The organism is Pseudoxanthomonas sp. YR558, assembly GCF_900116385.1.
In the GTDB taxonomy this organism is placed as follows: Bacteria; Pseudomonadota; Gammaproteobacteria; order Xanthomonadales; family Xanthomonadaceae; genus Pseudoxanthomonas_A.
Genome location: NZ_FPCI01000001.1, coordinates 118,420 through 142,754, shown reverse-complemented (window position 1 = coordinate 142,754; position 24,335 = coordinate 118,420). Strand labels below are relative to the sequence as shown.

Annotated in this window: 21 protein-coding genes; 17 read left to right on the top strand and 4 right to left on the bottom strand. The window is 67.1% G+C overall.

What is annotated here, in order from left to right:
- Positions 1-4 precede the first annotated feature (4 nt).
- From BM365_RS00595 to BM365_RS00535, 13 genes are all read left to right on the top strand, one after another.
- Positions 5-1,999, top strand: a complete 1,995-nt coding sequence (locus BM365_RS00595) for a chemotaxis protein CheA (RefSeq protein WP_093485661.1) — start codon at positions 5-7, stop codon at positions 1,997-1,999.
- Between the two features lie 81 nt (positions 2,000-2,080).
- Entirely contained in the window at positions 2,081-3,274 is a 1,194-nt protein-coding gene (locus BM365_RS00590; RefSeq protein ID WP_093485659.1) for an OprO/OprP family phosphate-selective porin, read from the top strand.
- 248 nt (positions 3,275-3,522) lie between these two features.
- The gene (locus tag BM365_RS00585) at positions 3,523-5,760 is read left to right on the top strand and encodes a methyl-accepting chemotaxis protein (protein ID WP_093485657.1); all 2,238 of its coding nucleotides are present in this window, start codon (positions 3,523-3,525) and stop codon (positions 5,758-5,760) included.
- A 168-nt stretch (positions 5,761-5,928) separates the two neighbouring features.
- Entirely contained in the window at positions 5,929-8,550 is a 2,622-nt protein-coding gene (locus tag BM365_RS00580) for an EAL domain-containing protein (protein WP_093485655.1), read from the top strand.
- Positions 8,551-8,699: 149 nt separating this feature from the next.
- On the top strand, positions 8,700-9,104 hold the full coding sequence (locus BM365_RS00575; RefSeq protein WP_175502023.1) for a hypothetical protein: 405 nt from the start codon (positions 8,700-8,702) through the stop codon (positions 9,102-9,104).
- A 92-nt stretch (positions 9,105-9,196) separates the two neighbouring features.
- Positions 9,197-11,422 carry a methyl-accepting chemotaxis protein gene (locus BM365_RS00570; RefSeq protein ID WP_093485653.1) on the top strand — a complete coding sequence of 742 codons (2,226 nt, stop codon included), beginning with the start codon at positions 9,197-9,199 and terminating at the stop codon, positions 11,420-11,422.
- A gap of 103 nt (positions 11,423-11,525) precedes the next feature.
- Complete coding sequence (locus BM365_RS00565) at positions 11,526-12,437, top strand: CheR family methyltransferase (protein WP_093485651.1); 912 nt, start codon at positions 11,526-11,528, stop codon at positions 12,435-12,437.
- The gene (cheD, locus tag BM365_RS00560) at positions 12,434-13,036 is read left to right on the top strand and encodes a chemoreceptor glutamine deamidase CheD (RefSeq protein ID WP_093485649.1); all 603 of its coding nucleotides are present in this window, start codon (positions 12,434-12,436) and stop codon (positions 13,034-13,036) included. Before BM365_RS00565 ends, cheD begins: the two co-directional genes overlap by 4 nt.
- Positions 13,036-14,106 carry a protein-glutamate methylesterase/protein-glutamine glutaminase gene (locus BM365_RS00555; RefSeq protein WP_093485647.1) on the top strand — a complete coding sequence of 357 codons (1,071 nt, stop codon included), beginning with the start codon at positions 13,036-13,038 and terminating at the stop codon, positions 14,104-14,106. Before cheD ends, BM365_RS00555 begins: the two co-directional genes overlap by 1 nt.
- Positions 14,107-14,235: 129 nt before the next feature.
- On the top strand, positions 14,236-15,426 hold the full coding sequence (locus BM365_RS00550; RefSeq protein ID WP_093303005.1) for a methyl-accepting chemotaxis protein: 1,191 nt from the start codon (positions 14,236-14,238) through the stop codon (positions 15,424-15,426).
- A 138-nt stretch (positions 15,427-15,564) separates the two neighbouring features.
- Entirely contained in the window at positions 15,565-16,179 is a 615-nt protein-coding gene (locus BM365_RS00545) for a sensor histidine kinase (RefSeq protein ID WP_158253511.1), read from the top strand.
- A gap of 65 nt (positions 16,180-16,244) precedes the next feature.
- Positions 16,245-17,891 carry an EAL domain-containing protein gene (locus tag BM365_RS00540; protein ID WP_093489337.1) on the top strand — a complete coding sequence of 549 codons (1,647 nt, stop codon included), beginning with the start codon at positions 16,245-16,247 and terminating at the stop codon, positions 17,889-17,891.
- Positions 17,884-18,141: a GIY-YIG nuclease family protein gene (locus BM365_RS00535; protein WP_093485643.1), complete on the top strand. Its 258-nt coding sequence runs from the start codon at positions 17,884-17,886 to the stop codon at positions 18,139-18,141. The genes BM365_RS00540 and BM365_RS00535 overlap by 8 nt, the downstream gene beginning before the upstream one ends.
- A gap of 9 nt (positions 18,142-18,150) precedes the next feature.
- Here BM365_RS00535 and BM365_RS00530 read toward each other — a convergent pair whose 3' ends face one another.
- The 4 genes from BM365_RS00530 to flgA all read right to left on the bottom strand — a co-directional run bounded on the left by BM365_RS00530 (position 18,151) and on the right by flgA (position 20,966).
- Positions 18,151-19,320: an ATP-binding protein gene (locus BM365_RS00530; RefSeq protein WP_093485641.1), complete on the bottom strand. Its 1,170-nt coding sequence runs from the start codon at positions 19,318-19,320 to the stop codon at positions 18,151-18,153.
- A gap of 173 nt (positions 19,321-19,493) precedes the next feature.
- Entirely contained in the window at positions 19,494-19,838 is a 345-nt protein-coding gene (locus BM365_RS00525; protein ID WP_093485639.1) for a flagellar protein FlgN, read from the bottom strand.
- 5 nt (positions 19,839-19,843) lie between these two features.
- Complete coding sequence (gene flgM, locus BM365_RS00520) at positions 19,844-20,152, bottom strand: flagellar biosynthesis anti-sigma factor FlgM (RefSeq protein ID WP_093485637.1); 309 nt, start codon at positions 20,150-20,152, stop codon at positions 19,844-19,846.
- A gap of 166 nt (positions 20,153-20,318) precedes the next feature.
- Positions 20,319-20,966, bottom strand: a complete 648-nt coding sequence (flgA, locus tag BM365_RS00515; protein ID WP_093485635.1) for a flagellar basal body P-ring formation chaperone FlgA — start codon at positions 20,964-20,966, stop codon at positions 20,319-20,321.
- A gap of 681 nt (positions 20,967-21,647) precedes the next feature.
- Here flgA and BM365_RS00510 point away from each other — a divergent pair.
- The 4 genes from BM365_RS00510 (at position 21,648) to BM365_RS00495 (ending at position 24,320) form a co-directional block, all read left to right on the top strand.
- Positions 21,648-22,604, top strand: coding sequence for a chemotaxis protein (locus tag BM365_RS00510; RefSeq protein ID WP_093489335.1), 957 nt, complete (start codon positions 21,648-21,650; stop codon positions 22,602-22,604).
- A gap of 199 nt (positions 22,605-22,803) precedes the next feature.
- Positions 22,804-23,190, top strand: a complete 387-nt coding sequence (gene flgB, locus BM365_RS00505) for a flagellar basal body rod protein FlgB (protein WP_056881041.1) — start codon at positions 22,804-22,806, stop codon at positions 23,188-23,190.
- A gap of 11 nt (positions 23,191-23,201) precedes the next feature.
- Positions 23,202-23,609 (top strand): flagellar basal body rod protein FlgC, encoded by a 408-nt coding sequence (flgC, locus tag BM365_RS00500; RefSeq protein ID WP_093485633.1) that lies wholly within the window; start codon positions 23,202-23,204, stop codon positions 23,607-23,609.
- Between the two features lie 27 nt (positions 23,610-23,636).
- On the top strand, positions 23,637-24,320 hold the full coding sequence (locus BM365_RS00495; protein WP_093485631.1) for a flagellar hook capping FlgD N-terminal domain-containing protein: 684 nt from the start codon (positions 23,637-23,639) through the stop codon (positions 24,318-24,320).
- Positions 24,321-24,335 lie beyond the last annotated feature (15 nt).

Below are 24,335 nucleotides of genomic sequence, written 5' to 3'. Positions count from 1 at the left end.
CGCAATGAACATGGACATGCAGCGCTTCCACGCCACGTTCTTCGAGGAAAGCCGCGAAGGACTCGAGGCCATGGAGGCGGGGCTGCTGTCGCTGGAACAAGGCAGCCGTGACGGCGACCTGATCAATTCCATCTTCCGTGCGGCCCACTCGATCAAGGGCGGCTCGGCCACCTTCGGCTTCGATGCGATCGCCGGCATGACCCACGTGCTGGAAACGCTGCTCGACGAGTTGCGCGCCGGCCAGCGCGCCGTCAGCCCGCCCGCGGTGGATGCGATGCTCGCCTCGGTCGACGTGCTGCGCGCGTTGCTCGCCGAAGCCGAACACGGTACGCCGGCCGATCCTGCCGCCGTGCAGGCGATCAAGGACCGCCTCAACGCGGTGCTGACGGGCGAGGACGTCCCCGTCGCGGTTGCGGCCGCACCGAAGGCCGACGAAACGCCCGAAGGCTGGAAGATCGGCTTCACTCCGGCGCCATCGCTGTTCATGAGCGGCAACGATCCGCTGCGAATCATCCGTGAACTGGAACACCTCGGCCCGCTGGAAGTCGCGTGCCGGCTGGAACGCTTGCCGGGCTTCGATCAGATCGACCCACTCGAAGCTTATCTCGCGTGGGACCTCGGCCTGATCGGCAAGGTGCCGCGCAGCGCCGTGGACGATGTCTTCGCGTGGGTCGTCGACGATTGCGAGCTGGACATCCAGCCGATGCAACGCGATGCCATCCCGGTCGCCGCCGTCGAAGCCGCCGCGGCAGCGCCTGTGCAGCTGGTCGGCGCCGCTGCCCCCGCGCAGGCCGGTGCCGCTCCGGCGCAAGCCGCCGCCAACGACACCGCCGAAACCTCGATCCGCGTCAGCGTCGACAAGATCGACGGCCTGATCAACCTGGTCGGCGAACTGGTCATCACCCAGGCCATGCTCAAGCAGGTGTCGGGCGTGCTCGACCCCGCCCAATGCGAACGGCTGTTCGCTGGCCTCGACCTGCTGGAGCGCAACACGCGCGATCTGCAGGAAGCCGTCATCGGCGTGCGCATGCTGCCCGTGGACGCGGTGTTCCGCCGCTTCCCGCGCCTGGTCCGCGACCTGTCCGCCCGCCTCGGCAAGCAGGTGCGCCTGCGCACCGTCGGCGAAGGCACGGAACTGGACAAGGGCCTGATCGAACGCATCGCCGACCCGCTGGTGCATCTGGTCCGCAACTCGATCGACCATGGCCTGGAAATGCCCGATGTCCGCGCGCAGGCCGGCAAGGACGAGACCGGCACGATCACCCTGGCGGCCTCGCACCAGGGCGGCCACATCGTCATCGAAGTCAGCGACGACGGCCGCGGTCTCAATCGCGAACGCATCCTCGCCAAGGCGGCCGAACGCGGCATCGCCGTGCCGGAAAACCCGACCGACTCCCAGGTCTGGGACCTGATCTTCCAGCCGGGCTTCTCCACCGCCGACGCCGTCACCGACCTGTCCGGCCGTGGCGTAGGCATGGACGTGGTCCGCCGCAACATCCAGGCCCTCGGCGGCGAAGTGCAGCTCGAAAGCGCGGCCGGCCAGGGCACGCGCGTGGTGATCCGACTGCCGCTGACGTTGGCCATCCTCGATGGCATGGCGGTGTCGGTGGGCGACGAAACCCTGATCCTGCCGCTGAGCTACGTGCTGGAAGCACTGCAGCCGGTGGCGGAGGACGTGCGCACCGTCGCCGGCGACGGCCGCGTGCTGCGCGTGCGTGGCGAGTACCTGCCGATGGTCGCGCTCAACGAGTACTACCGCTACGGCGACGCGCGCGCCGAAGACCCGCTCGTCGTCGTGGTCGAAGCCGATGGCCAGAAACTTGCACTGGAAGTCGATGAACTCATCGGCCAGCAGCAAGTGGTGGTCAAGAATCTCGAGAACAATTACCGCCGCATCGACGGCATCTCCGGCGCCACCATCCTGGGCGACGGTCGCGTCGCCCTGATCGTCGACATCGGCGGGCTGGTGCGCACGCGCCGGATGCAGCAGGCCGCCTGAACCCCTTTCCCCGCGTGACCGCTCCCGTCGCCTTCTCCCGGCGACGACGGTGACGCACGCCTTTACACTTACGGTATCCGCATGAAGTACGCACTTTCCCTGCTCGCACTGGCCCTGGCGGCCACCTACGCACCCGCGCATGCCGCGGACGGCGCAACCAAGGCCGCTGCCTGGCCGCCGAAGATCAGCTTCGCCGATGGCACTGAACTCAGCCTCGGCGGCAATCTCCAATACGACCTCAACCAGTTCTCCGGCGAAGGCTACAACGGCGCCGCGCTGGAAGACGACGATGCCTGGCGCCGGCAGGAACTCGGCTTCACCCTGCGTCGCAAGGGCGTGTACGACCTCGGCGTGACCTACGACATCCAGGCCAAGAGCTGGAACGACGTGGCGCTGCGCGTGGAAACCAAGGCCTTGTTCGGCCGCGACCTGGGCAAGGTGCGCATCGGCCAGATGAAGGTTCCGCTCGGCTTCGAAGGCAACACCGCCACGCGCGCGGTCAGCTTCCTGGAAGCCTCGCTGCCCACGCAGGCGTTCTACGAGAACCGCCGCAGCGGTATCGACTGGGCGTTCGAACGCGACCGCTATCTGGTCAACGCCGGCTACTTCTTCGAATCCGACCTGCTGGGCAATAACAAGGGCGACACCGCCGCCGTGCGGCTGGCATGGACACCGCGCAAGGCCGCCGGCGATGTGCTGCACCTTGGCCTGGCCGCCTCGCAGGAACGACCGGACAGCGAGGTCAACGGCCTCGGCGTGACCGTCTACCCGAGCGTGCGATGGCGCGCCAAGCCGGAAGCCGCCCTGACCGCGGTCCGGCTGGTGGATTCCGGCACGCTGACCCGCGTGGACCGCATCGAGCGCACCGGCCTGGAAGCGCTGTGGATCCATGGTCCGTGGTCGGTGCAGGGCGAGTACCTGCATCAGGAAACCACGCGCGATCTCGGCCTGCCGTCCTACTCGGCGGACGGCGCGTACGTGTTTGGCAGCTGGTTCGCCACGGGCGAATCGCGCGGTTACAGCGGCGGCAATGTCGCCAATCCGAAGCCCAAGGGCCAGTACGGCGCCGTGGAGCTGCTGGCGCGCTACAGCCGCATCGACCTGGACAACGACGGCATCGCCGGCGGCCGCCAGTCCGATTGGACGCTGGGCGCGAACTGGTACCTGACGCAGTACTTCAAGTTCCAGGCGAATTACGTGAAAACCGACGCCACGCGCGGCGCTTTTTCCGCCGATCCGTCGGTGTTCGAGCTGCGCGCACAGCTGCAGTTCTGACCGCTCCGCCCCCCTGCCCCGCGCCACCGGTCACGGTTTTCGCGGGGAGCCGGCGACAGTTTCGTAAGCACGCTTATCTTTCGGCCGAACGGCCGTAAAGAACCCTCCCGATACGCCGTTACTCCACGTGCAGACAGCGCAATGTCGCTGCGCAGGCACGGGAGTGAGGCATCGATGCCTGGCGTCATGGAAGTCCCCGCGACTTCCGCCGCATGCACGCCTTTGATGTTCCACCGGAGAGATCCAAGATGACCTGGTTCCAGAACCTGTCCATCGCCCGCAAGCTGGCGCTGGCCTTCGCTTCCACCACGCTGCTGACCCTGCTGTTGGGTGCTTTCTCGCTGTGGCGCCTCAATGACGGCAACGCGCAGATCCGCGACGTCAACGAGAACTGGATGCCCGCCGTCCAGCACCTCGGCGAGATGCGCGCGCAGTTGGGCGAGTTCCGCACGTTCGAGCAGGCGCAGCTGGGCAAGCAGGGCGACGCGGCCGAGCTCGCCGACTACGACAAGCGCCTGAAGGACACCCGCGCGCTGATCGACGCGGAAGAAGCCGGCTACAACGCTATCCCGGCGGAGTCCTCCGACGAAGAACTGGCGCTGTACAAGAAGGTGGAATCTTCGCGCGCGGCCTACTTCGAGGCCCACGACCGCATCGCCGCCGCGATCGCCGCCGACGACTTCGACACCGCCAAAGCGATTTCCGGCAGCGATTCGCGCAAGCTGCGTCGCGAATTGTTCGACAACCTGAAGACGCTGTCGCAATACAACGTGGACCACCTGTCCCAGAACGTCGAGGCCTCCCGCGAGGCGCACGAGCGCACCGTGATCACGCTGATCGGCGGCCTGGTGCTGGTGCTCGCACTCGCATCGTTGCTGGGCTTCACCATCAGCCGCTCCATCGCGCGACCGGTCGCCGATGCAGTGCGCGTCGCCAACGACGTGGCCGCCGGCCGCCTGGATGCCAAGATCGACACCAGTCGCCAGGATGAAGTGGGCCAGTTGCTCTCTGCCATGCAGCGCATGCAGGTGCAGGTGGTTTCGCTGATCGCCGCGCTGGCCGAAATGACCCGTCGCCACGACGAGGGTCAGATCAGCTTCCGCATCGACGACACGAACTTCCCCGGCGACTACGGCCGCATGGTGCGCGACACCAACACCCTGGTGGCGCAGCACATCGGCGTGAAGATGAGCGCGGTCAATGTCATGCGCCGTTATGCAGTCGGTGACCTGTCCATCGACATGGACCGCCTGCCCGGTGAGAAGGCCGTCATCACAGAAGCCATGGACATGTGCAAGGCCAATCTGTCGGCGATCAACGGTGAGATCAAGCGCCTGTCGACTGCGGCTGCGTCCGGTGACTTCACCCAGCGTGGCGATGTGGAGAAGTACCAGTACGACTTCCGCGCCATGGTGGAAGGCCTCAATGGGCTGATGAAGACGACCGATGGCAACCTGGCCGAAGTGTCCGAACTGCTGCAGGCCATCGCGCGCGGCGACCTGACCGCGCGGATGGAAGGCGACTTCCATGGCGTGTTCGCCACCATGCGCGACGACGCCAACGCCACCGTGGCCCAGTTGACCGAGATCGTCGGCGGCATCCAGATGGCGGCACTGAGCATCAACACTGCCGCCGGCGAGATCGCGTCGGGCAACTCCGACCTCTCGCGTCGGACCGAGCAACAGGCCGCGAACCTGGAAGAGACCGCGGCTTCCATGGAGGAACTGACCTCCACCGTGCGCCAGAACGCCGAGTCGGCCCGCCAGGCCAACCAGCTGGCCATCGGTGCCGCCTCGGTTGCCTCTCAGGGCGGCGAAGTCGTCGGCAAGGTGGTCTCCACCATGACCGACATCGAGCAGTCCTCCAAGAAGATCGCCGAGATCATCTCGGTCATCGACGGCATCGCCTTCCAGACCAACATCCTGGCGCTGAACGCCGCGGTGGAGGCGGCGCGCGCCGGTGAACAGGGCCGCGGCTTCGCGGTGGTCGCCAGCGAGGTTCGTACGTTGGCCCAGCGTTCGGCCAATGCGGCCAAGGAGATCAAGGGCCTGATCGAGACCTCGGTGGACAAGGTCGCCGATGGTTCGGCCCTGGTGAACCAGGCCGGCACGACCATGAGCGAGATCGTGGCCTCGGTGCAGCGCGTGACCGACATCATGGCCGAGATTTCCGCCGCCTCGCAGGAACAGAGCGCCGGCATCGAACAGGTCAACCAGACCATCACCCAGATGGACGAGACCACCCAGCAGAACGCTGCGCTGGTGGAGGAAGCCACCGCCGCGGCGCGTTCGATGGAAGAGCAGGCGCAGGTGCTGACCGAGTCGGTGTCGGTGTTCAAGCTGCAGGCCACGATGAATGCCCCGGTCCGCCGCGTCATCGCCGAGGCCATGGCACCGAAGGCGGCCGCGCCCAAGGCCGTAGCTCGCAAGCCCGCCCCGCGCAAGCCCGAACCGGCCTTCGCCGATGGCGACTGGCAGGAGTTCTGAGTCCATCGGGGCGGTCGCGGCCTGCCACGCCGCTCCGGTGTCTTGTGACCGCCTTCAAGTAATGCCGCGCCCGGCCGATATGTCACCAGAAGGCACTCTTCCCTAGCTCCCGATGATCGTCGCAGTCCCCGCCACCGCTGACGCCAGCCCCCCACGCAAGGACCTGCCATGCTCCGTCGTACGTTGACGTCGCTGACATCGTTGCGTGATGGACCCGTGGCGCCCGCAGAAGCGCCGCAGGGCAGCCTGTGGCAGGTACTGGAGCAGTCGGTGGACGCCGCGTTCGTCATCGACGGCCGCCATCGCATCGTCCTGTTCAACCCGGCCGCCGAAGCGCTGTGGCGGTGCCGTCGAGAAGACGTGCACGGCACGCCCTTCATGCGCCTGCTTTCCAGCCCGCAGGTGGATACCGGTGCCGCTCCGGAGGCCACGCTGGCGCAGTTGATGGGCAGCCATCGCGACGCGGTGATCCGGCGCCCAGACGGTAGCGAGGGCGCCTGTTCCGTCTCGATGTCGAAGATGGTCGTCGACCAGCAGGTCTTCCACACCGCCTTTGTCCGCGACACCAGCGACCAGCAACGGCAGCTCGAGCGCCTGCGCCAGCTGTCCATCGTCGTGGACAAGAGCGACAACGCGATCTTCGTCAGCTCCCCGGAACGCGAGGTCGTCTACGTCAACAGCGGCTTCACCCGCATGCTCGGCTACCGGCTGGAGGAACTGCGGGGCATCAAGCCCGCGGAACTACTCTCCGGACCCCACACCGACGGTACGCTGGACGAACGCATCGGCCGTGCGATGGCGGACGGCGAGGGCCTGCAGACCGAAGTCCTGCTGTATACCAAGGCCGGCCGGCCGTTGTGGCTGTCGGCCGCGATCAATCCCGTGCACGACGAAGATGGCTCCCTGCTCGGTCTGGTGAGCGTGCTCAGCGACATCACCCAGACCAAGATGCACCAGGTGTTGCACAACAAGGTGCTGGATGCGCTGGTGCACGAATGGAGCGTCGCCGACGTGATGACGCTGATCTGCCGCGAGGTGGAGCACATCGCGCCGGAACTGGTGGTCTCCATCATCACGGTCGACAACGAGGGGCTGATGCATGCCCTCGCCTCGCCCAGCCTTCCGGAGGCCTGGGCACGCAAGATCGATGGCATGTCGATCGGTCCGCGCGCGGGCATCTGCGGTGCCGCCGCGTGGCGCGGGCGCACCGTGCTGGTGAAGGACATCGCCAGCGATCCGCTGTGCGCCAACACCCGCCACCTGACCACGCCGCTCGGCCTGCGCGCCTGCTGGACGCATCCGATCAAGTCCAGCAGCGGACGCGTGCTGGGCACGCTTTCGTTCTACTACCGCGAGAACCGTGGCCCGGACGAATTGCACGAGCGCCTGGCGGACACCTGCCTGCACCTGTGCTCGCTCACGCTGGAGCGGGAGCAGACCAACGAGCGCGTGCACCAGTTGGCGTTCTACGACACGCTGACCGGCTTGCCGAATCGCATCATGTTCAGCGCGAAGGCCGAACAGGCCCTGGCCAACGTCGCCCAGGCCAACGGCACGGCCGCCGTGCTCTTCATCGACCTCGACCGCTTCAAGCGGGTGAACGATGCACAGGGCCATTCTGCCGGCGACGGGCTGCTGCGCGACATCGCGGCCCGCCTCAGCGAGGAACTCGGTGGTGTCAGCATCGTCGGCCGCCAGGCCGGCGACGAATTCGTCGCGGTACTGCCGATGTGCAGCGCCGAACAAGCCGGCAGCGTCGCCGAGCGCCTGCTGGGCGCCGTGGCCGCACCCACCTCCGCCGGCCTGATGACCCTGCATCCCAGCGCCAGTATCGGCGTGGCGATGTTCCCCGACGACGGGCGCGACATCGATCTGCTCGTGCGCCACGCCGACATGGCGATGTACCGCGCCAAGAGCGATGGCGGCGGTGGCTTCCGCTTCTTCAGCGTGGACATGAACCGGTTGGCGCAGGAACGCGTCTCGCTGGAAACCGCGCTGCGCGAGGCCCTGCGCCTGGACCAGCTGCAACTCCAGTACCAGCCGCAGGTCGGTGGTTGCGACGGTCGCCAGTTGTACGGCGTCGAGGCGTTGTTGCGGTGGAACCATCCCGACCTCGGCGTGATCCCGCCGTCGCGCTTCGTGCCGGTCGCCGAGGAATGCGGCCTGATCGCCGACCTCAGCCTGTGGGTGTTGCGTCAGGCCTGCGTGCAGATGGCCGACTGGCGTCAGCGCGGGGTGGACATCCCGCGCGTCTCGGTCAACGTATCCGCCATCAATTTCCGCGACCCGCAACTGTCCCTGCAGATCTCCGATCTGCTCGACGAACACGGACTGGAACCGCAGCACCTGACGCTGGAGATCACCGAGAGCGTCATGCTGGACCCGGACCCGGATGTGCTGGAGAACATCGAAGCCATCTACGTGCTGGGCGTGCGCCTGTCGCTGGACGACTTCGGCACCGGCTATTCGAGTCTCAGCCATCTTCATCGCCTGCCGATCAGCGAACTCAAGCTCGACCAGAGTTTCGTCCGCGACATCGACACCAGCGCCATCGCGCGCACGCTCACTACGTCCGTCCTGCGCATCGGCGAAAGCCTGGGCATGAAGGTGGTCGCTGAGGGCGTGGAAACCGAATCGCAGCACCGCTTCCTGACCGAACAGCGCTTCCCCGTGCTGCAGGGCTATCTGTTCTCCCCGCCGCTGCCGCCGGCCCCGCTTGAGCAGTGGCTGGTGACGCAGCAGTACACCGCCGCGCGCGAAGGCACGCCGGAACCCGTCGCCGCGGCCTGAGCCCGGCCGTCGCGCGAAAAACGTGACGTGCCTCTCAATCGAATGTTCGCTGCCCGCACCTGGCGCACAGCGCTCTCAAGTTCGCGGCATTTCCGCCGATCTCAGGCATTGAGCCCTTACCTCCCTTCTGTCCCTCCGGAGACACCACCATGAAAATCGCTTCCGCCCTGACCCTCTCCATCGTCGTTGTCGGCGCCGCCCTGCTGATGCCGGCCTCCCCGGCGAACAGTCAGTCACAGGTCGACAACGCGATCCCGGCGGACATGGCCACCCGCTTCACCGGCAAGAGTGGCACGGTGTGCGGCAAGGTCGGCAAGGCGCGTTTCGCCGAGAACACCGAGGGTACCCCGACGTTCCTGTACATGGGCGGCAGCTTCCCGCGCCACACCTTCACCGCGCGCATCCCGGGCGACGCCCGGGCCAAGTTCAAGCCTGCCCCGGAAGAACTGGAAGGCAAGGACGTCTGCGTGATCGGCACGATCGAGCGCGACGCCTCGCGCGCGGAAATCGTCGTCAACTCGCCGTCCAACCTGAAGCTGGCCACGATCCGCTGATCCGCTTCGCGGGCGGGGCGTACTGCCCCGCCCTGACTTGGTCGCATCTGATGGCGGCGCGGCATGCGCCCCGGTAAAGGAAAAAGAATCCCATGCAGCGGATCAAGAACTTCAAACTGACGACGAAGATGATGCTGGCCTTCGGCGTCGTCCTGGCGCTGATGCTGGTCCAGGGCGTGACGGCCTTCATCGGCCTGAACTCGTTGAACCACGTCACCACAGAAGTCACCGGCAACGTCCTGCCCAGCGTCAAGGCGGCGGGCGACCTGCAGAGCATGCTGGGCGAGTACCGCACCAACTCCTACCGGCAGCATGTGCGCGCCAGCGATGCGGTCAAGGCAGAAGCCAAGGCGCTTGCGGCAACCACCGAGAAGAAGATCGAGCAGTCCATCAAGGACTACTCCAAGCTGATCGTCAGCGCCGAAGAGAAGAAAGCGTTCGATACGTTCACCAAGGAATGGAAGGCCGCGCAGCAATCCTATGCCGACGTGCAGGAGATGCTTGACCTGGGCCTGCCCGACGACGCGGTCGACACCTTCATCGGCGCTACCCGCGATCAGCACCGCAAATCGACGGCCGCGCTGAGCACGCTCATCAATGTCGTCGACCAGCAGGCCAAGACCGCCAGCGCCGACGCCGACAGCACCTTCACTGCCTCCAGCACGCTGATGATCGTGATGCTGCTGGCGGGCATCGTGGGCGGCCTGGCCCTGGCCTGGTTCTTCGCCCGCGCGATCGCCAACGCCGTCGGCGAGGCCGTGCGTGTGGCCAACGATGTGTCCGCCGGCAAGCTCGACGGCAAGATCGATACCAGTCGCCAGGACGAAGTGGGCCAGCTGCTCACCGCGATGCAGCGCATGCAGACGCAGGTGCAGTCGGTCATCTCCGCGCAGAGCGAAATGGCCACCCGTCACGACGAAGGCCAGATCAGCTACCGCATGGACGACAGCCAGTTCCCGGGCGAGTACGGCCGCATGGTGCGCGACACCAACGCCTTGGTGGCCTCGCACCTGCAGGCCATCGGCGACGCGCTGAAGATCATGCAGCGCTACTCGGTTGGCGACCTGAGCCAGGACATGCCGAAGCTGCCCGGCGAGAAGGCCAACCTCACCGAGACGATGGACGCCACCAAGGCCAACCTGTCGGCGATCAATGCCGAGATCAAGCGCCTGGCCATGTCCGCCGCCTCCGGCGACTTCACCCAGCGCGGCGACGTGGACAAGTACCAGTACGACTTCCGCGAAATGATCGACGGCCTGAACCAGCTGATGGAGACGACCGACGAGAACCTGGGCGAAGTCTCCGAACTGCTGCAAGCCATCGCCCGCGGCGACCTCACCGCCCGCATGGAAGGCGACTTCCACGGCGTGTTCGCCACCATGCGCGACGACGCCAACGCGACGGTCGCACAGCTGACCGACATCGTCGGCCGCATCCAGGATGCCTCTACCTCGATCAATACCGCCGCTGGCGAGATCGCGTCGGGCAACTCGGACCTGTCGCGCCGTACCGAGCAGCAGGCCGCCAATCTGGAAGAAACCGCGGCTTCCATGGAGGAACTGACCTCCACGGTGCGCCAGAACGCGGAATCGGCCCGCCAGGCCAACCAGCTGGCCATCGGCGCCGCCGGTGTCGCCTCGCAGGGTGGCGAAGTCGTCGGCAAGGTCGTCACCACGATGCGCGACATCGAGCATTCGTCGAAGAAGATCGCCGACATCATCTCCGTCATCGACGGCATCGCCTTCCAGACCAACATCCTGGCGCTGAACGCCGCGGTGGAAGCGGCGCGTGCCGGTGAGCAAGGTCGCGGCTTCGCCGTGGTCGCCTCGGAAGTGCGCACGCTGGCCCAGCGTTCTGCGAACGCCGCCAAGGAGATCAAGGGCCTGATCGAGACCTCCGTCGACAAGGTCTCCGATGGTTCCAAGCTCGTGAACCAAGCCGGTACCACGATGAGCGAGATCGTCGCCAGCGTGCAGCGCGTGACCGACATCATGGCCGAGATCTCCGCCGCGTCGCAGGAGCAGAGCGCCGGCATCGAACAGGTCAACCAGACCATCACCCAGATGGACGAAACCACCCAGCAGAACGCTGCGCTGGTGGAAGAAGCCTCCGCCGCCGCCCGTTCGATGGAAGAGCAGGCGCTGGTGCTGTCCGAATCCGTGTCGGTCTTCAAGCTGCACCACGCCACGGCACCGTCCACGGGCAAGCCCGCCGCCGCCAGCAAGCCGGCCGTCGCCGCGGTCAAGCCTGCCGTCCGCCCCGTCCAGGCGGCGCTGGAGCCCGCCCTGGCTGATGGCGACGACTGGCAGGAATTCTGAGGCACACCGCTTGCATCGCATCAGGCCAGCAGTACCGGTTCTCTGTCCTCGCGACAGGGAACCGGCCATGGACCGGCCCTAGCCCTACCGCCCCGAGAACCCGATGTCCGTCAGTACCCGCCCCTCTCCCCCGGCTGCCACGACCCGACGGACGACGACCCCGCCCCTTCGTGAAGGCGATGCGCCGACCGCCGCGCGCGACTTCGAGTTCGACGATCGTGATTTCCGCCGCGTCGTCGAGCTGATTCGCCAGCGCGCCGGCATCGCCCTCGCCGACGGCAAGCGCGACATGGTCTACGGCCGCCTGTCCCGACGCCTGCGTGCGCTGGGCCTGCGCAGCTTCAAGGATTACCTGGACCAGCTCGAACGTGATGGCGGCGACGAGTGGCAGGCGTTCACCAACGCACTGACCACCAACCTCACCTCGTTCTACCGCGAACCGCATCATTTCGAACGGCTGCACGAAGAACTCCAGCGCCGCGTCCATGACGGTCCGCTCAAGCTGTGGTCATGCGCGTCGTCGACCGGCGAAGAGCCGTACTCGATGGCGATCACGGCGTGCGAGGCGTACGGCACCCTGACCCCGCCGATCCGCATCCTCGCCACCGATGTCGACACCCAGGTGTTGGCGACCGGCGAACGCGGTGTCTACCCCGTCGAACGCATCGCCAGCCTCGATGCGGGCCTGAAAAAGCGCTATTTCCAGCGTGGTACCGGGCCCAACGAAGGGTTCTGCCGCGTGCATCCGGCACTGCGCCAGCTGATCGAGTTCAAGCCATTGAACCTGTTGTCGTCGCGTTACGAGGTCGCCGGCCCGTTCACCGCCGTGTTCTGCCGCAACGTGATGATCTACTTCGACAAGCCGACCCAGCGCGCGATCCTGACGCGGCTCGTACCGCATCTGGCCGACGACGGCATGCTGTATACGGGCCACTCGGAGAACTACCTGCACGCGGCGGACATCATCCAGCCCTGCGGACGCACGCTGTACCGACGCGCGACAAAGGCCGCATGAGCGCCGCCGCCGCCGCGATCGCCGAAGGCAGCGTGATGCGCTATCACGATGCCCGCTTCAAGACCGAAGCCGCCAAGCTGTTGCCGACCCAGTATCTGGTGATCGACAACGACACCGCCCTGGTCACCGTGCTGGGCTCGTGCGTCGCCGCCTGCATCCGCGACCCGCTGCTGAAGCTGGGCGGCATGAACCACTTCCTGCTGCCGGACGGCAACGTCGGCGACGGCGCGCCGGCGCGCTACGGCAGCTATGCGATGGAACTGCTGATCAACGACCTGCTCAAGCGCGGCGCCGCGCGCAACCGGCTGGAAGCCAAGGTCTTCGGCGGCGCCAACGTGCTGAAGGGCTTCACCAGCAATCCCGTAGGCACGCGCAACGCGGAGTTCGTCCGCCGCTACCTCGATGCCGAACGGATTCCCGTCATCGCCGAAGACCTGCGCGGGATCCATCCGCGCAAGGTCTGGTACTTCCCCAATTCCGGGCGCGCGGTCGTGCAGCGGTTGCCGCACGCCCACGATGCCGAGGTGCTGGCCGCCGAGTCGGCTGCCCGTGCCCGCCTGTCCAGGGCCCCCGTCACCGGAGGCGTGGAGCTGTTCTGATGAGTAGTACCTCTCCCTGCCGTGTCCTGATCGTCGATGACTCGGCGGTCGTGCGCCAGATCCTGACCGAAATCCTGTCGCGCGACCCCGGCATCGAGGTCGTCGGCTCCGCCGCCGATCCGCTGCTCGCCCGCGACAAGATCAAGCGGCTCAACCCCGACGTGATGACGCTGGACGTTGAAATGCCGCGCATGGACGGCCTGGCGTTCCTCGAGAACGTCATGCGCCTGCGTCCGATGCCGGTGGTAATGATTTCCTCGTTGACCGAGCGCGGCGCCGACACCACGCTGCAGGCATTGGCCCTGGGTGCGGTGGATTTCGTCTCCAAGCCCAAGCTCGATGTCGCCAGCGGCTTGCAGGCGTACGGCGAGGAGATCATCGCCAAGGTCAAGGCCGCGTCGAAGGCCCGCGTGCGTCCGCTCGCCCGTACCAGCGCACCGCGCGTGGATCTGGACGCGACGCTGCCGGCGCCGCCGGCGCTGCGCTTCCGCACCACCGACCGGCTGATCGCGATCGGCGCCTCCGCAGGCGGCACCGAAGCGCTACGCGTGGTGCTGGAGCAGATGCCGGCCGACGCGCCCGCCATCGTGCTGACCCAACACATCCCCGCCGGATTCAGCCGCGCCTTTGCCGAACGCCTTGACCGGCACTCGGCGATGGCCGTACGCGAAGCCAGCGATGGCGAGGCCATCCTGCCCGGTCACGCCTACCTGCCGCCGGGCGGTCAGCACATGCGCGTCATCCGCGACGGTGCCCGCTGGCGCTGCCGCATTGATGACGGTCCGGCGGTGAACCGCCATAAACCCGCCGTCGACGTGCTGTTCCGCTCGGTCGCGCAGAGCGCAGCAGGGAATGCGGTCGGCGCCATCCTCACCGGCATGGGCGACGACGGCGCGCGCGGCCTGCTCGAAATGAGCCAGGCCGGTGCACCGACCCTGGTCCAGGACGAAGCCAGCAGCGTGGTCTGGGGCATGCCGGGCGCCGCCATGCGGCTCGGTGCCGCGAAAGAAGCCGTGCCGCTGGAACGCATCGCCCAGCGCCTGCTCGACCTGGCCGCGCAGATCGCCTGACAGGGCCCGCCGGACCCGGTCCACACGGTCATCACAGTTTCACGGAACCCAGGAAATCCGGGGTTTTTTCGCCTAAAGAGCGGTTGGCCACGGCCGATACTCCACAGTGAGCTTCATCAGAGAGCATCCATGTACTCGCGCATCCTGGTTCGTCTGGCGGCACCCCTCATCCTGACCCTGCTGTTCCCATTGTCGGTCGGCTTCGACTGGCCCAATGCCCTGCAATGGGCGCTACTGACGTCGCTGACGCTGGCCTGGCTGATCTTCGCCTGGCTGACGGCGGTGAACAGCCACGTCGTGTCGCCGGAGCACGCCACCGTCATCCGCGAGCAGGACGCCCTGCTCACCGAACTGCGCCGCTTCGTGAACAACGAGATCGAGGGCTCGCGCCACGAGATCGACCGCGCCCGCGAGCTGATCCGCGAGGCCGTCAACAGCCTGGGCGGCAGCTTCGACGCCATGAACCGCAAATCGCGGGAACAGAGCACGGCGATCTCCCGCATCATCGATCGCAACGGCGACGGCGACCGCGCCGGTGTGGATGTCGCGCGCTTCGCCCAGAACGCCAGCCAGCGCATGGAACAGTTGGTCGAAGCCCTGGAGCAGGTCGCTGGCCAGAGTGGCACGACGGTGCACCACATCGACGACATGGCCCAGCACCTGGACGGCATCTTCTCGTTGCTGGAAGACGTCAAGTCGATCGCCGACCAGACCAACCTGCTGGCGCTGAACGCCGCCATCGAAGCCGCCCGTGCCGGTGAAGCAGGCCGCGGTTTCGCGGTGGTCGCCGACGAAGTGCGCAACCTGTCCGAGCGCTCGACCGCCTTCAACGAGCAGATCCGCAAGCTGGCCCACAGCTCGAAGGAATCCATCGCCAAGGTGCGCGACACCGTATCCAACATGGCCTCCCGCGACCTGGACCGCTCCCGCGAGGCGCGTTCCGAAGCCGCCGGCATGCTGAACCAGGTGGCCGCGATCAACGCCTCGCTAGGCGACGGCATGCGCGAAGTCTCGATGTGCGGCCACGCCATCGACGCCAGCGTCGCCGACGCGGTCCGCTCGCTGCAGTTCGAAGACATCGCCACCCAGTCGCTGGGCAGTGCGGTGACCCACCTGGATCGCCTGACCGCGATCAACAAGGAAGCGCTGGCCCTGCAGGAGCTGCTGCATCGCTCCGGCGGTGCGACCGACAACGAGCTGCTCAGCGCGCTGCGCCTGATCGGCAACCGCCTGCGCGACCAGCGCACGGAGTGGGAGCGTCCGCCGCACAAGCCGGTGGCGCAGCAGAACATGGGCGCGGGCACGGTCGAGCTGTTCTGACCGCAGCGCCACGATCCGGCTGGAACCTCCACGGGGCGATCGCGATGCGGTCGCCCCGTCCTCGTTCCGGGACCGGGGTTTCGCATGCCCGCGCGGCACGGCTGGCATACTGCGGCGACTTTCCCGTCGTGTCCGCTGATGCCCACGCCACCGCCGTCCGCGCTGCTGCTCCAGTTGTTCCGCCTGCAGGAAGCCGAACGTGCGCGCGTCGGCCGCGCCCTCCACAACCAGGTGGGCCAGGCGCTGTCGGCGATCAAGATGGGCGCGCATCTGGTGCAATCGGAGGACGATGCCGCGACGCGTGCCGAGGACCTGCACGAGATCATCCGCGCCAGCGACGAGACGGTGGCGATCCTCCGCGACCTGCACGCCACGCTGCATCCGCCGCAGCTGGACGCCATCGGCCTGGACGCGGCGCTGCGCGCGGAGATCGAGCGGCGGTTCGAGCCCGGTATCGTGGCGTTCCGGCTCGATCCGTTGCCGCAGGCGCCCGATGCCGGGATCGCACTCATCGCTTTCCGGATCGGCCAGGCGCTGATGCATCCGAGTGGCGCCATGCACGTCGCTCTGGACGATGAAGGCGACAGCTTCGCGCTGACCTTGCAGGACGCGGCGGGCGAACCGTCCGACATCGCGTTGTGGCAGGCACTGGCCGCCGCCGGCGGCGGTCGCCTCGACGGCGAAGGCGGCACGCGCTGGCGACTTCGCCTACCCTATGGCCCCACGTCCGCGACGCCCATCGATCCCGCGTGAACACCGAGCACGCCCACCTGCCCCGCCTGCCGCGCCTCGGCGCCGGCGAACCCGACCTGCAGCGGATGATCGATGCGGCAAACGCGGGCGGCACGCCGCTGATGCTGCTGTACCTGGACATCGACCACTTCCGCTCGATCAACGAGAACATGGGTGTCGAGGTCGGCGACGAAGCGCTCGCCATCCTCAGCGACCGCCTGCAGCGCGCACTCGGCCCCGATGCGCGGGCCTGGCGCCATGGCAGCGACGAGTTCATCGTGGCCGTGCCGCGATTGCCGGGCGTGCTGGCGCCGGAGGGCTTCGGCGACTTCCTGCGCGAGCAGATCGAACTGCCGATGACGGTACTGCCGTACACGCTGTTCCTGACCGGCACGCTGGGCATCGCGCTGTGCCCGGAACACGCCGACAACGCCTCCAGCCTGCTCCAGTGCGCCGAGAGCGCCATGGAACAGGCCAAGCACGAAGGCATGAACCTGGTGCGTCTGTACCGTCGCGGCGCCGCGATCACCGCGCGCAGCGACAGCATCATCGCGCGGCAGATCGTCAACGCGATCCAGCACAACGAGCTGCGCCTGTTCTACCAGCCGCAGATCAACGCGCACGACGGCCGTGTGGTCGGCATGGAAACGCTGCTGCGCTGGTATTCGCCGGCGCTCGGCCTGCTGGTGCCCGAGCGTTTCATGCACGTGGCCGAGAAGCTCGGCGTGATCGTGCAGATCGGCGACTGGGTGCTGCGCAACGCGTTCAAGCAGGCACGCGTCTGGCGCGACTGGGGCTTCGATGACTTCGAAATCGCGGTCAACGTCTCCACCCTGCAGTTGCTGCGCCCCAGCTTCGTCTCCGAAGTGCTGGAAGCGTTGCAGGAAGCTGGCATCCCCGCGCAGATGGTCGTGCTGGAAGTCCGTCAGAACGCGCTGGCCAAGGACATGAACCTGGTCCACCGGACCCTGGCTCAGCTACATCGCGAAGGCGTGCGCCTGACCCTGGACGATTTCGGCATGGGTGATTCCAACCTGGATTCGCTGGTCCGCTTCTCGGTGGACAAGATCAAGATCGACCGCAACTTCGTGAAGGGCGTGCCGTCGGGCAACCGCGAGGTCGCCATCACCTGCGCCATCATCGCGATGGGCCACCAGCTTGGCATGAAGGTCATCGCGCACGGCGTGGAAACCGACATGCAGCTGGGCTTCCTGCGCCGCAACCAGTGCGACATGTTCCAGGGCCATCTGTTCGGTGAACCGATGACGGCCGAGGACGCTGGCGCGGTATTGCGTCGACGCTATCTGCGCGCCGACGCCTTCGCGGCGACCAAGCCCGACCGCACGCTGCTGCTGCTCGACGACGAAGAGAACATCCTGCGCTCGCTGGTGCGCCTGTTCCGCCGCGACGGCTACCGCATCCTGGCCGCCAGCAACGTCACCGATGCCTTCGAACTGCTTGCGACCAACGACGTGCAGGTGATCCTGTCCGACCAGCGCATGTCCGACATGAGCGGCACTGAGTTCCTCGGCCGCGTGCGCATGCTCTACCCGGATACCGTCCGCCTGGTGCTGTCGGGCTACACCGACCTGGCCACGGTCACCGAGGCGATCAACCGCGGCGAGATCTACCGCTTCCTGACCAAACCGTGGAACGACGACGACCTGCGCGAACACATCCGCCAGGCCTTCACCACCCACGAAAACCAGCCGCACCACCGCGCCCATGCCTGAGGCGGCAGCCTGGTGCCTGTACCTGCTGGAGTGCCGCAACGGCGCGTATTACGCGGGCATCACCAATCGCCTCGATGCGCGCTACGCCGCGCACGTGGCCGGCACGGGCGCCAAGTACACGCGGGCAAATCCACCGGTGCAGCTGCTGGCCAGCCGCGCATATCCCGACCGCAGCGCGGCGTCGCGTGCGGAAGCGCACCTCAAACGGTTGCCCCGGGCAAAGAAGCTCGCGTTTTTCGCCACCCTCTAGACTACGGCGTCACGCCGCGTCGGCGGTCGGCTGGCGGATCGGCAGGGTGATGCGGAAGCAGGCGCCGGCACCGGGGATGTTGCGCGCCTCGATGCGGCCGTTGTGCTTCTTCACGATGCCGTAGGAAATCGACAGGCCCAGGCCGGTGCCGCTGCCGACCGGCTTGGTGGTGAAGAACGGGTCGAAGATCTTCTGCAGGATCTCGTCCGGGATGCCGTGGCCACTGTCCTGCACATCGATCCACACCTCGTCCCCTTCCACGCCGGTGCTGACGGTGATGGTGCCGCGCTCGTCGATGGCGTGGCTGGCATTGAGCAGGATGTTCATGAACACCTGGTTCAACTCCGAGGGACGGCACTGCACCAGCGGCAGCTTGGCGTAGTGCTTCTCCAGCGTGACCTTGTACTTCAGCTCGTTCCAGATGATGTTGATCGTGGAATCCAGGCCCGCGTGCAGGTCGGTCGACTTCCAGCTGTCGTCGCGGCCGGAATAGGAGAAGTCCTTGAGGTTGCGCACGATCGCGGTGACGCGCTCGATGCCCTCACGCGACTCGGACATCAGCTGCGGCAGATCGCCAGTGATGAAATCGATGTCGTAGCGGTCCCGCATCTCCTGGATCTCGGGCAGCATCACCTTCGGGTCCGGCAGGCGCAGGGCGCGCTCGTACACTTCGATCAGCGAGAACAGGCTGTGCAGGTATTCCTGCAGCGAGCCGAGATTGGAATGCACGTAGCCGATCGGATTGTTGATCTCGTGCGCCACGCCGGCGGCGAGCTGACCGATGGACGCCATCTTCTCGGACTGCACCAATTGTTCCTGCGCGCCCGCCAGGCGCACCAGGGTCTGCCGGAGCTGCGCATGGCGGCGCTGCAGTTCCTGTTGGCGCGCATGCGCTTCGCTGACGTCGTGGAAGACGATCAGCGAGTATCCCCCGTCGCCGGTATCGTGGCAGTACGCGCGCACCTGTAGGACCAGGCCGTCGGCCAGGGTCAGGTCGCCGTTCCAGCGCCCCTCTTCGCGGGCGACACGAATGGCCTCCGGCGGCAACAGCGCTACCAGTGCCTCAAGCGCATCGCCCTGCTCCGGCACCAGCGCGCGTGCCGACGCATTCGCATGCATCGGACGGCCATCGCCACGGCACAACAGATAGCCGTCGTCCATCAGTTCGCCCAAGGCCATCAGGTCGGCAAAGCGCGGCGCCCGCTCATGCGGGAAGGTGTCATCGGAAGGTTGCGGAGTTGGTGCGGTGGCCACGGTCGCGATCGGCGGCGGCGATGGGCGGCCAGTATCGTGCGGTGCCGGGGAGCCGGCAAGTTGCGGCGTCGCAGTTCGCGATACCGGAGGTACGGTGCTCAGGCGACAGCCAGCGGACGGACCGCGGAGACCGCCGTGGTCTGGCCCTGCGCGTCGTAGGCGCCGGTGCTTTCGCTGCGGCCCAGGTGGCGCAAGGCCCAGTTCACTTCGCGGCGGCGACGCGCCAGCAGGATGCCGTTGGCATGGTTCAGTTCGGCCAGCTCGGACAAGCGCGCCTGCAGTTCGGCGGGAAAGCCGAAGCCTGCGGCGGCGGCTTCCAGCGCGCGCAGTGCATCGAGCTTCTCCTGCGTGGAGCGCACGAGCGCTTCCACGTCGTGCTCGACGATGGCGCGGCGCTCCTCTTCCAGGGCCGCGGACAGTCGCTGGAGGGGCGCAGTGCTCATCCGGTTCAACCGCCCAGTTGGTCTTCCAGGCCAAGCATGCCGTCGGCGATGGCCTCGGCATTGATCTGGTAGGTACCGGACTGCAGCGCTTCACGCACGGCCTGCACGCGGGCCTGGTCGATCGCCGGGGCGGTCGACAGTTCGCGCTGCACGGCCTGGAGGCTAGCGGCCTCACCGGTCAGGCGCAGGCTGTCGCTGCCGCTGCTGGCTTCCACCGCCTGCGAACGGTCGGCACCCGCCGGGGCGACACGGCCGCCCACGGGACCGGTGCTGCGTACGGCGGCGGGGGGAGTGCCTTCGATTTTCTGGCTCATGTTGGTTCACCTGTAACAGGGTTCATCGAGGTTATCGGCCGTGGCAGCGCCAACTTTAGTGACGGATTCCACAGTTCCGTAGAAGGCCGGATTGTCGCCGGTTCTTCCACCCAGCGTCGGTATCGGCCCCCTATCGGACAACTTGAGGGGCGATTCGAACTTTTTTTCATCGGCTGACCCAGACGTCGCCACCCGGCCCCACCACGCCCTGCACGACGCGGCGGGATGAGAGGTTTTCCACGGTCACCCGTTCGTTCTCGCCGGCATCGCCCAGCGCCTTGCCGACCACGCGCACTTCCACCCCACCACGGCGGGATACCAGCGCGACGTTGTCGCCCCGGCGGATCAGGCGCAGCGCCACCAGGTCGGACGCCGACAGCACGGCACCGGCCGACAACGTGCGGCGCGCAACGCGGCCCACGGCCTGGGCAGGATCGGCCACGGCCGCGCCGACGATGCGCGAGGCATCGCGGGTTTCGGGAATAAAGGCGTCGGCGGTGATCGTTTCGCCCGGCGCGATGCCACGGCTCAACACCAGTACGGTCTGGCTGCGACGCACGCGCACGGGTACGAACAGGCGCCAGCCGTCGGGACAGCTGACCTCCACGCTGTTGCTGCCCTGCACGCGCGCGACCAGCGACCCGCTGCAACGCGGCAGGCGGAGTGCGGGATCCAGCGTGGCCTCGGCCTCGGCACCGGCGGGCATCGCCCCGAGCGCTGCGGCCTTGATGCTGTCGACCGGCTGGAAATCCGCCGCCATGACGGCGCACGCGGTCAGTCCGCCGATCAGGGCGGTGGTGAGGCGCAGCAGCATGGGCGGGCTCCGTCGGTTCATCGGCGGAACACGTGCAAGCGGTGTGCCAGAACATGGAGGCTGCGCGGGGCTTGCAGCGATGCGCCTTGTGGCACGGACGCTTGGTGCCGCTGGCCGCGGAGGCCTTACTTTTCTTTGCTTGTGCAAAGAAAAGTAAGCAAAAGAAACACACCCCGGCGGTCCGCCCGCCGCTGAGCGGCGGGTGCGCAGTCCCGGCGGGAATTTTCGGACGGGGCATCCTGCCCCGGCCGAAAACGGCGCACGTCCTGTGCGCCGCCCTGCGGGTTTTACCCGCCGTGACTGCCGGACCTTAAGGGGCCCCGAAAGCCGACACGGACAGATAGGGAGTGCACGCCTTTGACGTGGCTCTTCAGGGCCCCCATGAGGCACGGCGAGTGGGCCGGGTAAAACCCGAAGGGCGCCGCCCCGGATGGGCGGCGTTTTCGTATGGCACAAGGATGTGCCTTACGAAAATTCCCGGACCGCTCGCGGACCCGGAGCGAAGCGCAGGGCGTGCCGCCTGGGGTGTGTTTCTTTGCTTCTTTCTTTGCACAAGCAAAGAAACGCTCTTCAACAGCCGAATGGCTGGTCAAGAAGGCCCCCGCGGCGAGCGGCACCATGCCAGGCCGCACGGATGGCACCTGCGCTCAAGACCCCCACCCCCCGGCCGATATGCTGGACATGACCCAGGACCTGCTCAACCGCATCGACCAGCGCACCCGCCTGGCCGGCCACAACCGCCTCGCCCTGCTGCTGTTTCGCCTGGGCGGGCGTCAGCTTTTTGGCGTCAATGTCTTCAAGGTGCAGGAAGTCCTGCGCCGGCCCGACCTGTTCCAGCTGCCCGGCCTGCCTGCGGAATTCGTCGGCGTCGCCGATGTCCGTGGCCGCTCCGTGCCGGTGCTGGACCTCGGCCTGAGCATCCGCCACCCCGAGCGCGACCCCAGCCCCGAGAACGCCCCGAACTACCTGGTCGTCACCGAGTTCAACCGCTCCATCCAGGGCTTCCTGGTCAGCGGCGTGGAGCGCATCGTCAACATCGCGGTGGAAGACATCCATCCCCCGCCGGAGTTGGGCGCGGAAAACAGCTTCCTGACCGCCGTGACGCGCTTCCAGGGCGAACTGATCCAGGTGATCGACGTGGAAAGCGTGCTGGCCGACATCTGCCAGTCGCGCATGGACGCCACCCTCGCCCCCGAGATGGCGCTGTCGCCGGATGCCCCGCCGATGCAGGTGCTGGTGGTCGACGATTCCCGCGTGGCGCGCTCGCAGATCCGCAGCGTACTGGAGCAGCTGGGTGTCACCGCCACCCTGCTCTCCGACGGCCGCCAGGCGTTGGACCACCTCTTGCAGGTGCATGCCGCCGGCGAGAACCCGGCCGAGCGGTATGCGATGGTCATCTCCGACATCGAGATGCCGGCCATGGACGGGTACACGCTGACGACGGAAATCCGGCGCCACGCGGGCCTGTCCGGCCTGTACGTGTTGCTGCACACCTCGCTGTCGGGCGTGTTCAACAACGCCATGGTCGAACGCGTGGGTGCCAACGCCTTCGTGGCGAAGTACAGCCCGCACGAGCTGGCCGAGCACGTGCTGTTCCGCCTCAACCAGGTCGCCGCGGCGCAAATGGCGGCGGCATAGTCTTATCGCGATGCGATAAGACCCCCAGGATCCGCTACACGAATCCCGGGCCCCGCCGCACGCTGCCGATCCCCCATTCGCGCCGCTGGCGCGAATCGCCCCCTTACCAAGGGGGCCATCAAGACGCCAGGTGAGGCGTCGACCGTGTTCTGGCACACGCCTTGCAGCATCCCCGGCAACGGTCTGCCGGAGCGGTGCCATGTCCAATCCCATCTCCAATTACCTGGGCGTCCATGCCGCGGCGCTGCCGCTGCGTGAGCAGCGCATGCAGCTGATCGCGAGCAACCTGTCCAACGCGGACACGCCCAACTTCAAGGCCAAGGACCTCAACTTCCAGGCCGCCCTGGAACAAGCCGCCGCCAAGGCCTCGCCCCTGCAGACCACCCACGAGCAGCACCTCACCCTGCTCGATGCCGGCCCACGCGTGTTCGAGCGCGCCGGCGTGCAGCCCAGCCTGGACGGCAACACCGTCGATGCCGACACCGAGCGCGCCGCCTACGGCCGTGCCGCGCTGGAATACCGCGCCTCGCTGAGCTTCATCGAATCCAAGGTGCGCACGATGCTCACCGCCATCACCGGCCAGTAAGGGGACGCGCCATGAGCAACCTGCCCATCTTCGACGTCGCCGGCTCCGCGCTGCAGGCGCAGTCGGTCCGCTTGAACACGATCGCCAGCAATCTCTCCAACGCGGACTCCATCGCATCTTCGCCCGAGGCGGTCTACAAGCCGCTCGAACCGATCTTCCAGGCCCGCCCGCTCAACGCGGACGGCTCACTGACCTCGGTGCAGGTGAAGGAAATCACCCAGAGCGAAGCGCCGCCGATCAAGCGCTACGAGCCCGGCCACCCGATGGCCGATGCCGATGGCTATGTGTATGCACCGGACGTGGATCCGGTGGCGCAGATGGTCAACCTGATCTCCGCCTCGCGCGGCTACCAGGCCGGCGTGGAAGTGCTGAACACCGCCAAGGAACTCGCCTTGGCCACCCTGACCATGGGCCGCTGACGCCCCGACGACTGAGCGAACACGCACATGACCACCGTCAACGGCGATCCCTTCGCCGCGATCAACACCGGCACCACCGGCACGGCGACCACGGCGAAGAAGGCCGACACACTGGGCCAGGCCGACTTCATGCGGCTGATGACCCAGCAGTTGGCCAACCAGGATCCATTGAAGCCGCTGTCCAACAGCGAGTTCGTCGCCCAGCTGGCGCAGTTCTCCACCGTGCAGGGCATCAGTGATCTCAACGGCACCGTCAACGGCTTCACCGCCGCGCTGACCGGCGACCAGGTGCTCAAGGGCGCGTCGCTGGTCGGCCACTCCGTCGTGGTGCCATCCGACTCGGTCGCGCTGCCCGCCACCGGCAATGCCAGCGGCCTGGTGATGTCGCCGAGCGCCGGCAAGGTGACCTTCGAAATCACCGACGCCAGCGGCGTGGTGGTGGACACGGTTGAAGTCGACGCCAGCGGCAAGGGCGAGACCGCGTTCTCCTGGGACGGCGTGAAGGCCAACGGCGAGCGCGCACCCGAAGGCAAGTACTCGATCAAGGCTACCCACACGGCCACCGACGGCACCGCTACCGCACTCAACACCTACGTCGACGCCACCGTCGACAGCGTGACCATCGGCTCCGATGGGCTGTACCTCAACCTGCCCGGCCTGGGCACCGCCCCGCTCGACTACGTGCTGCGCATCGGCAAGTCGGCGACCTGACACCCACGCTCCCAC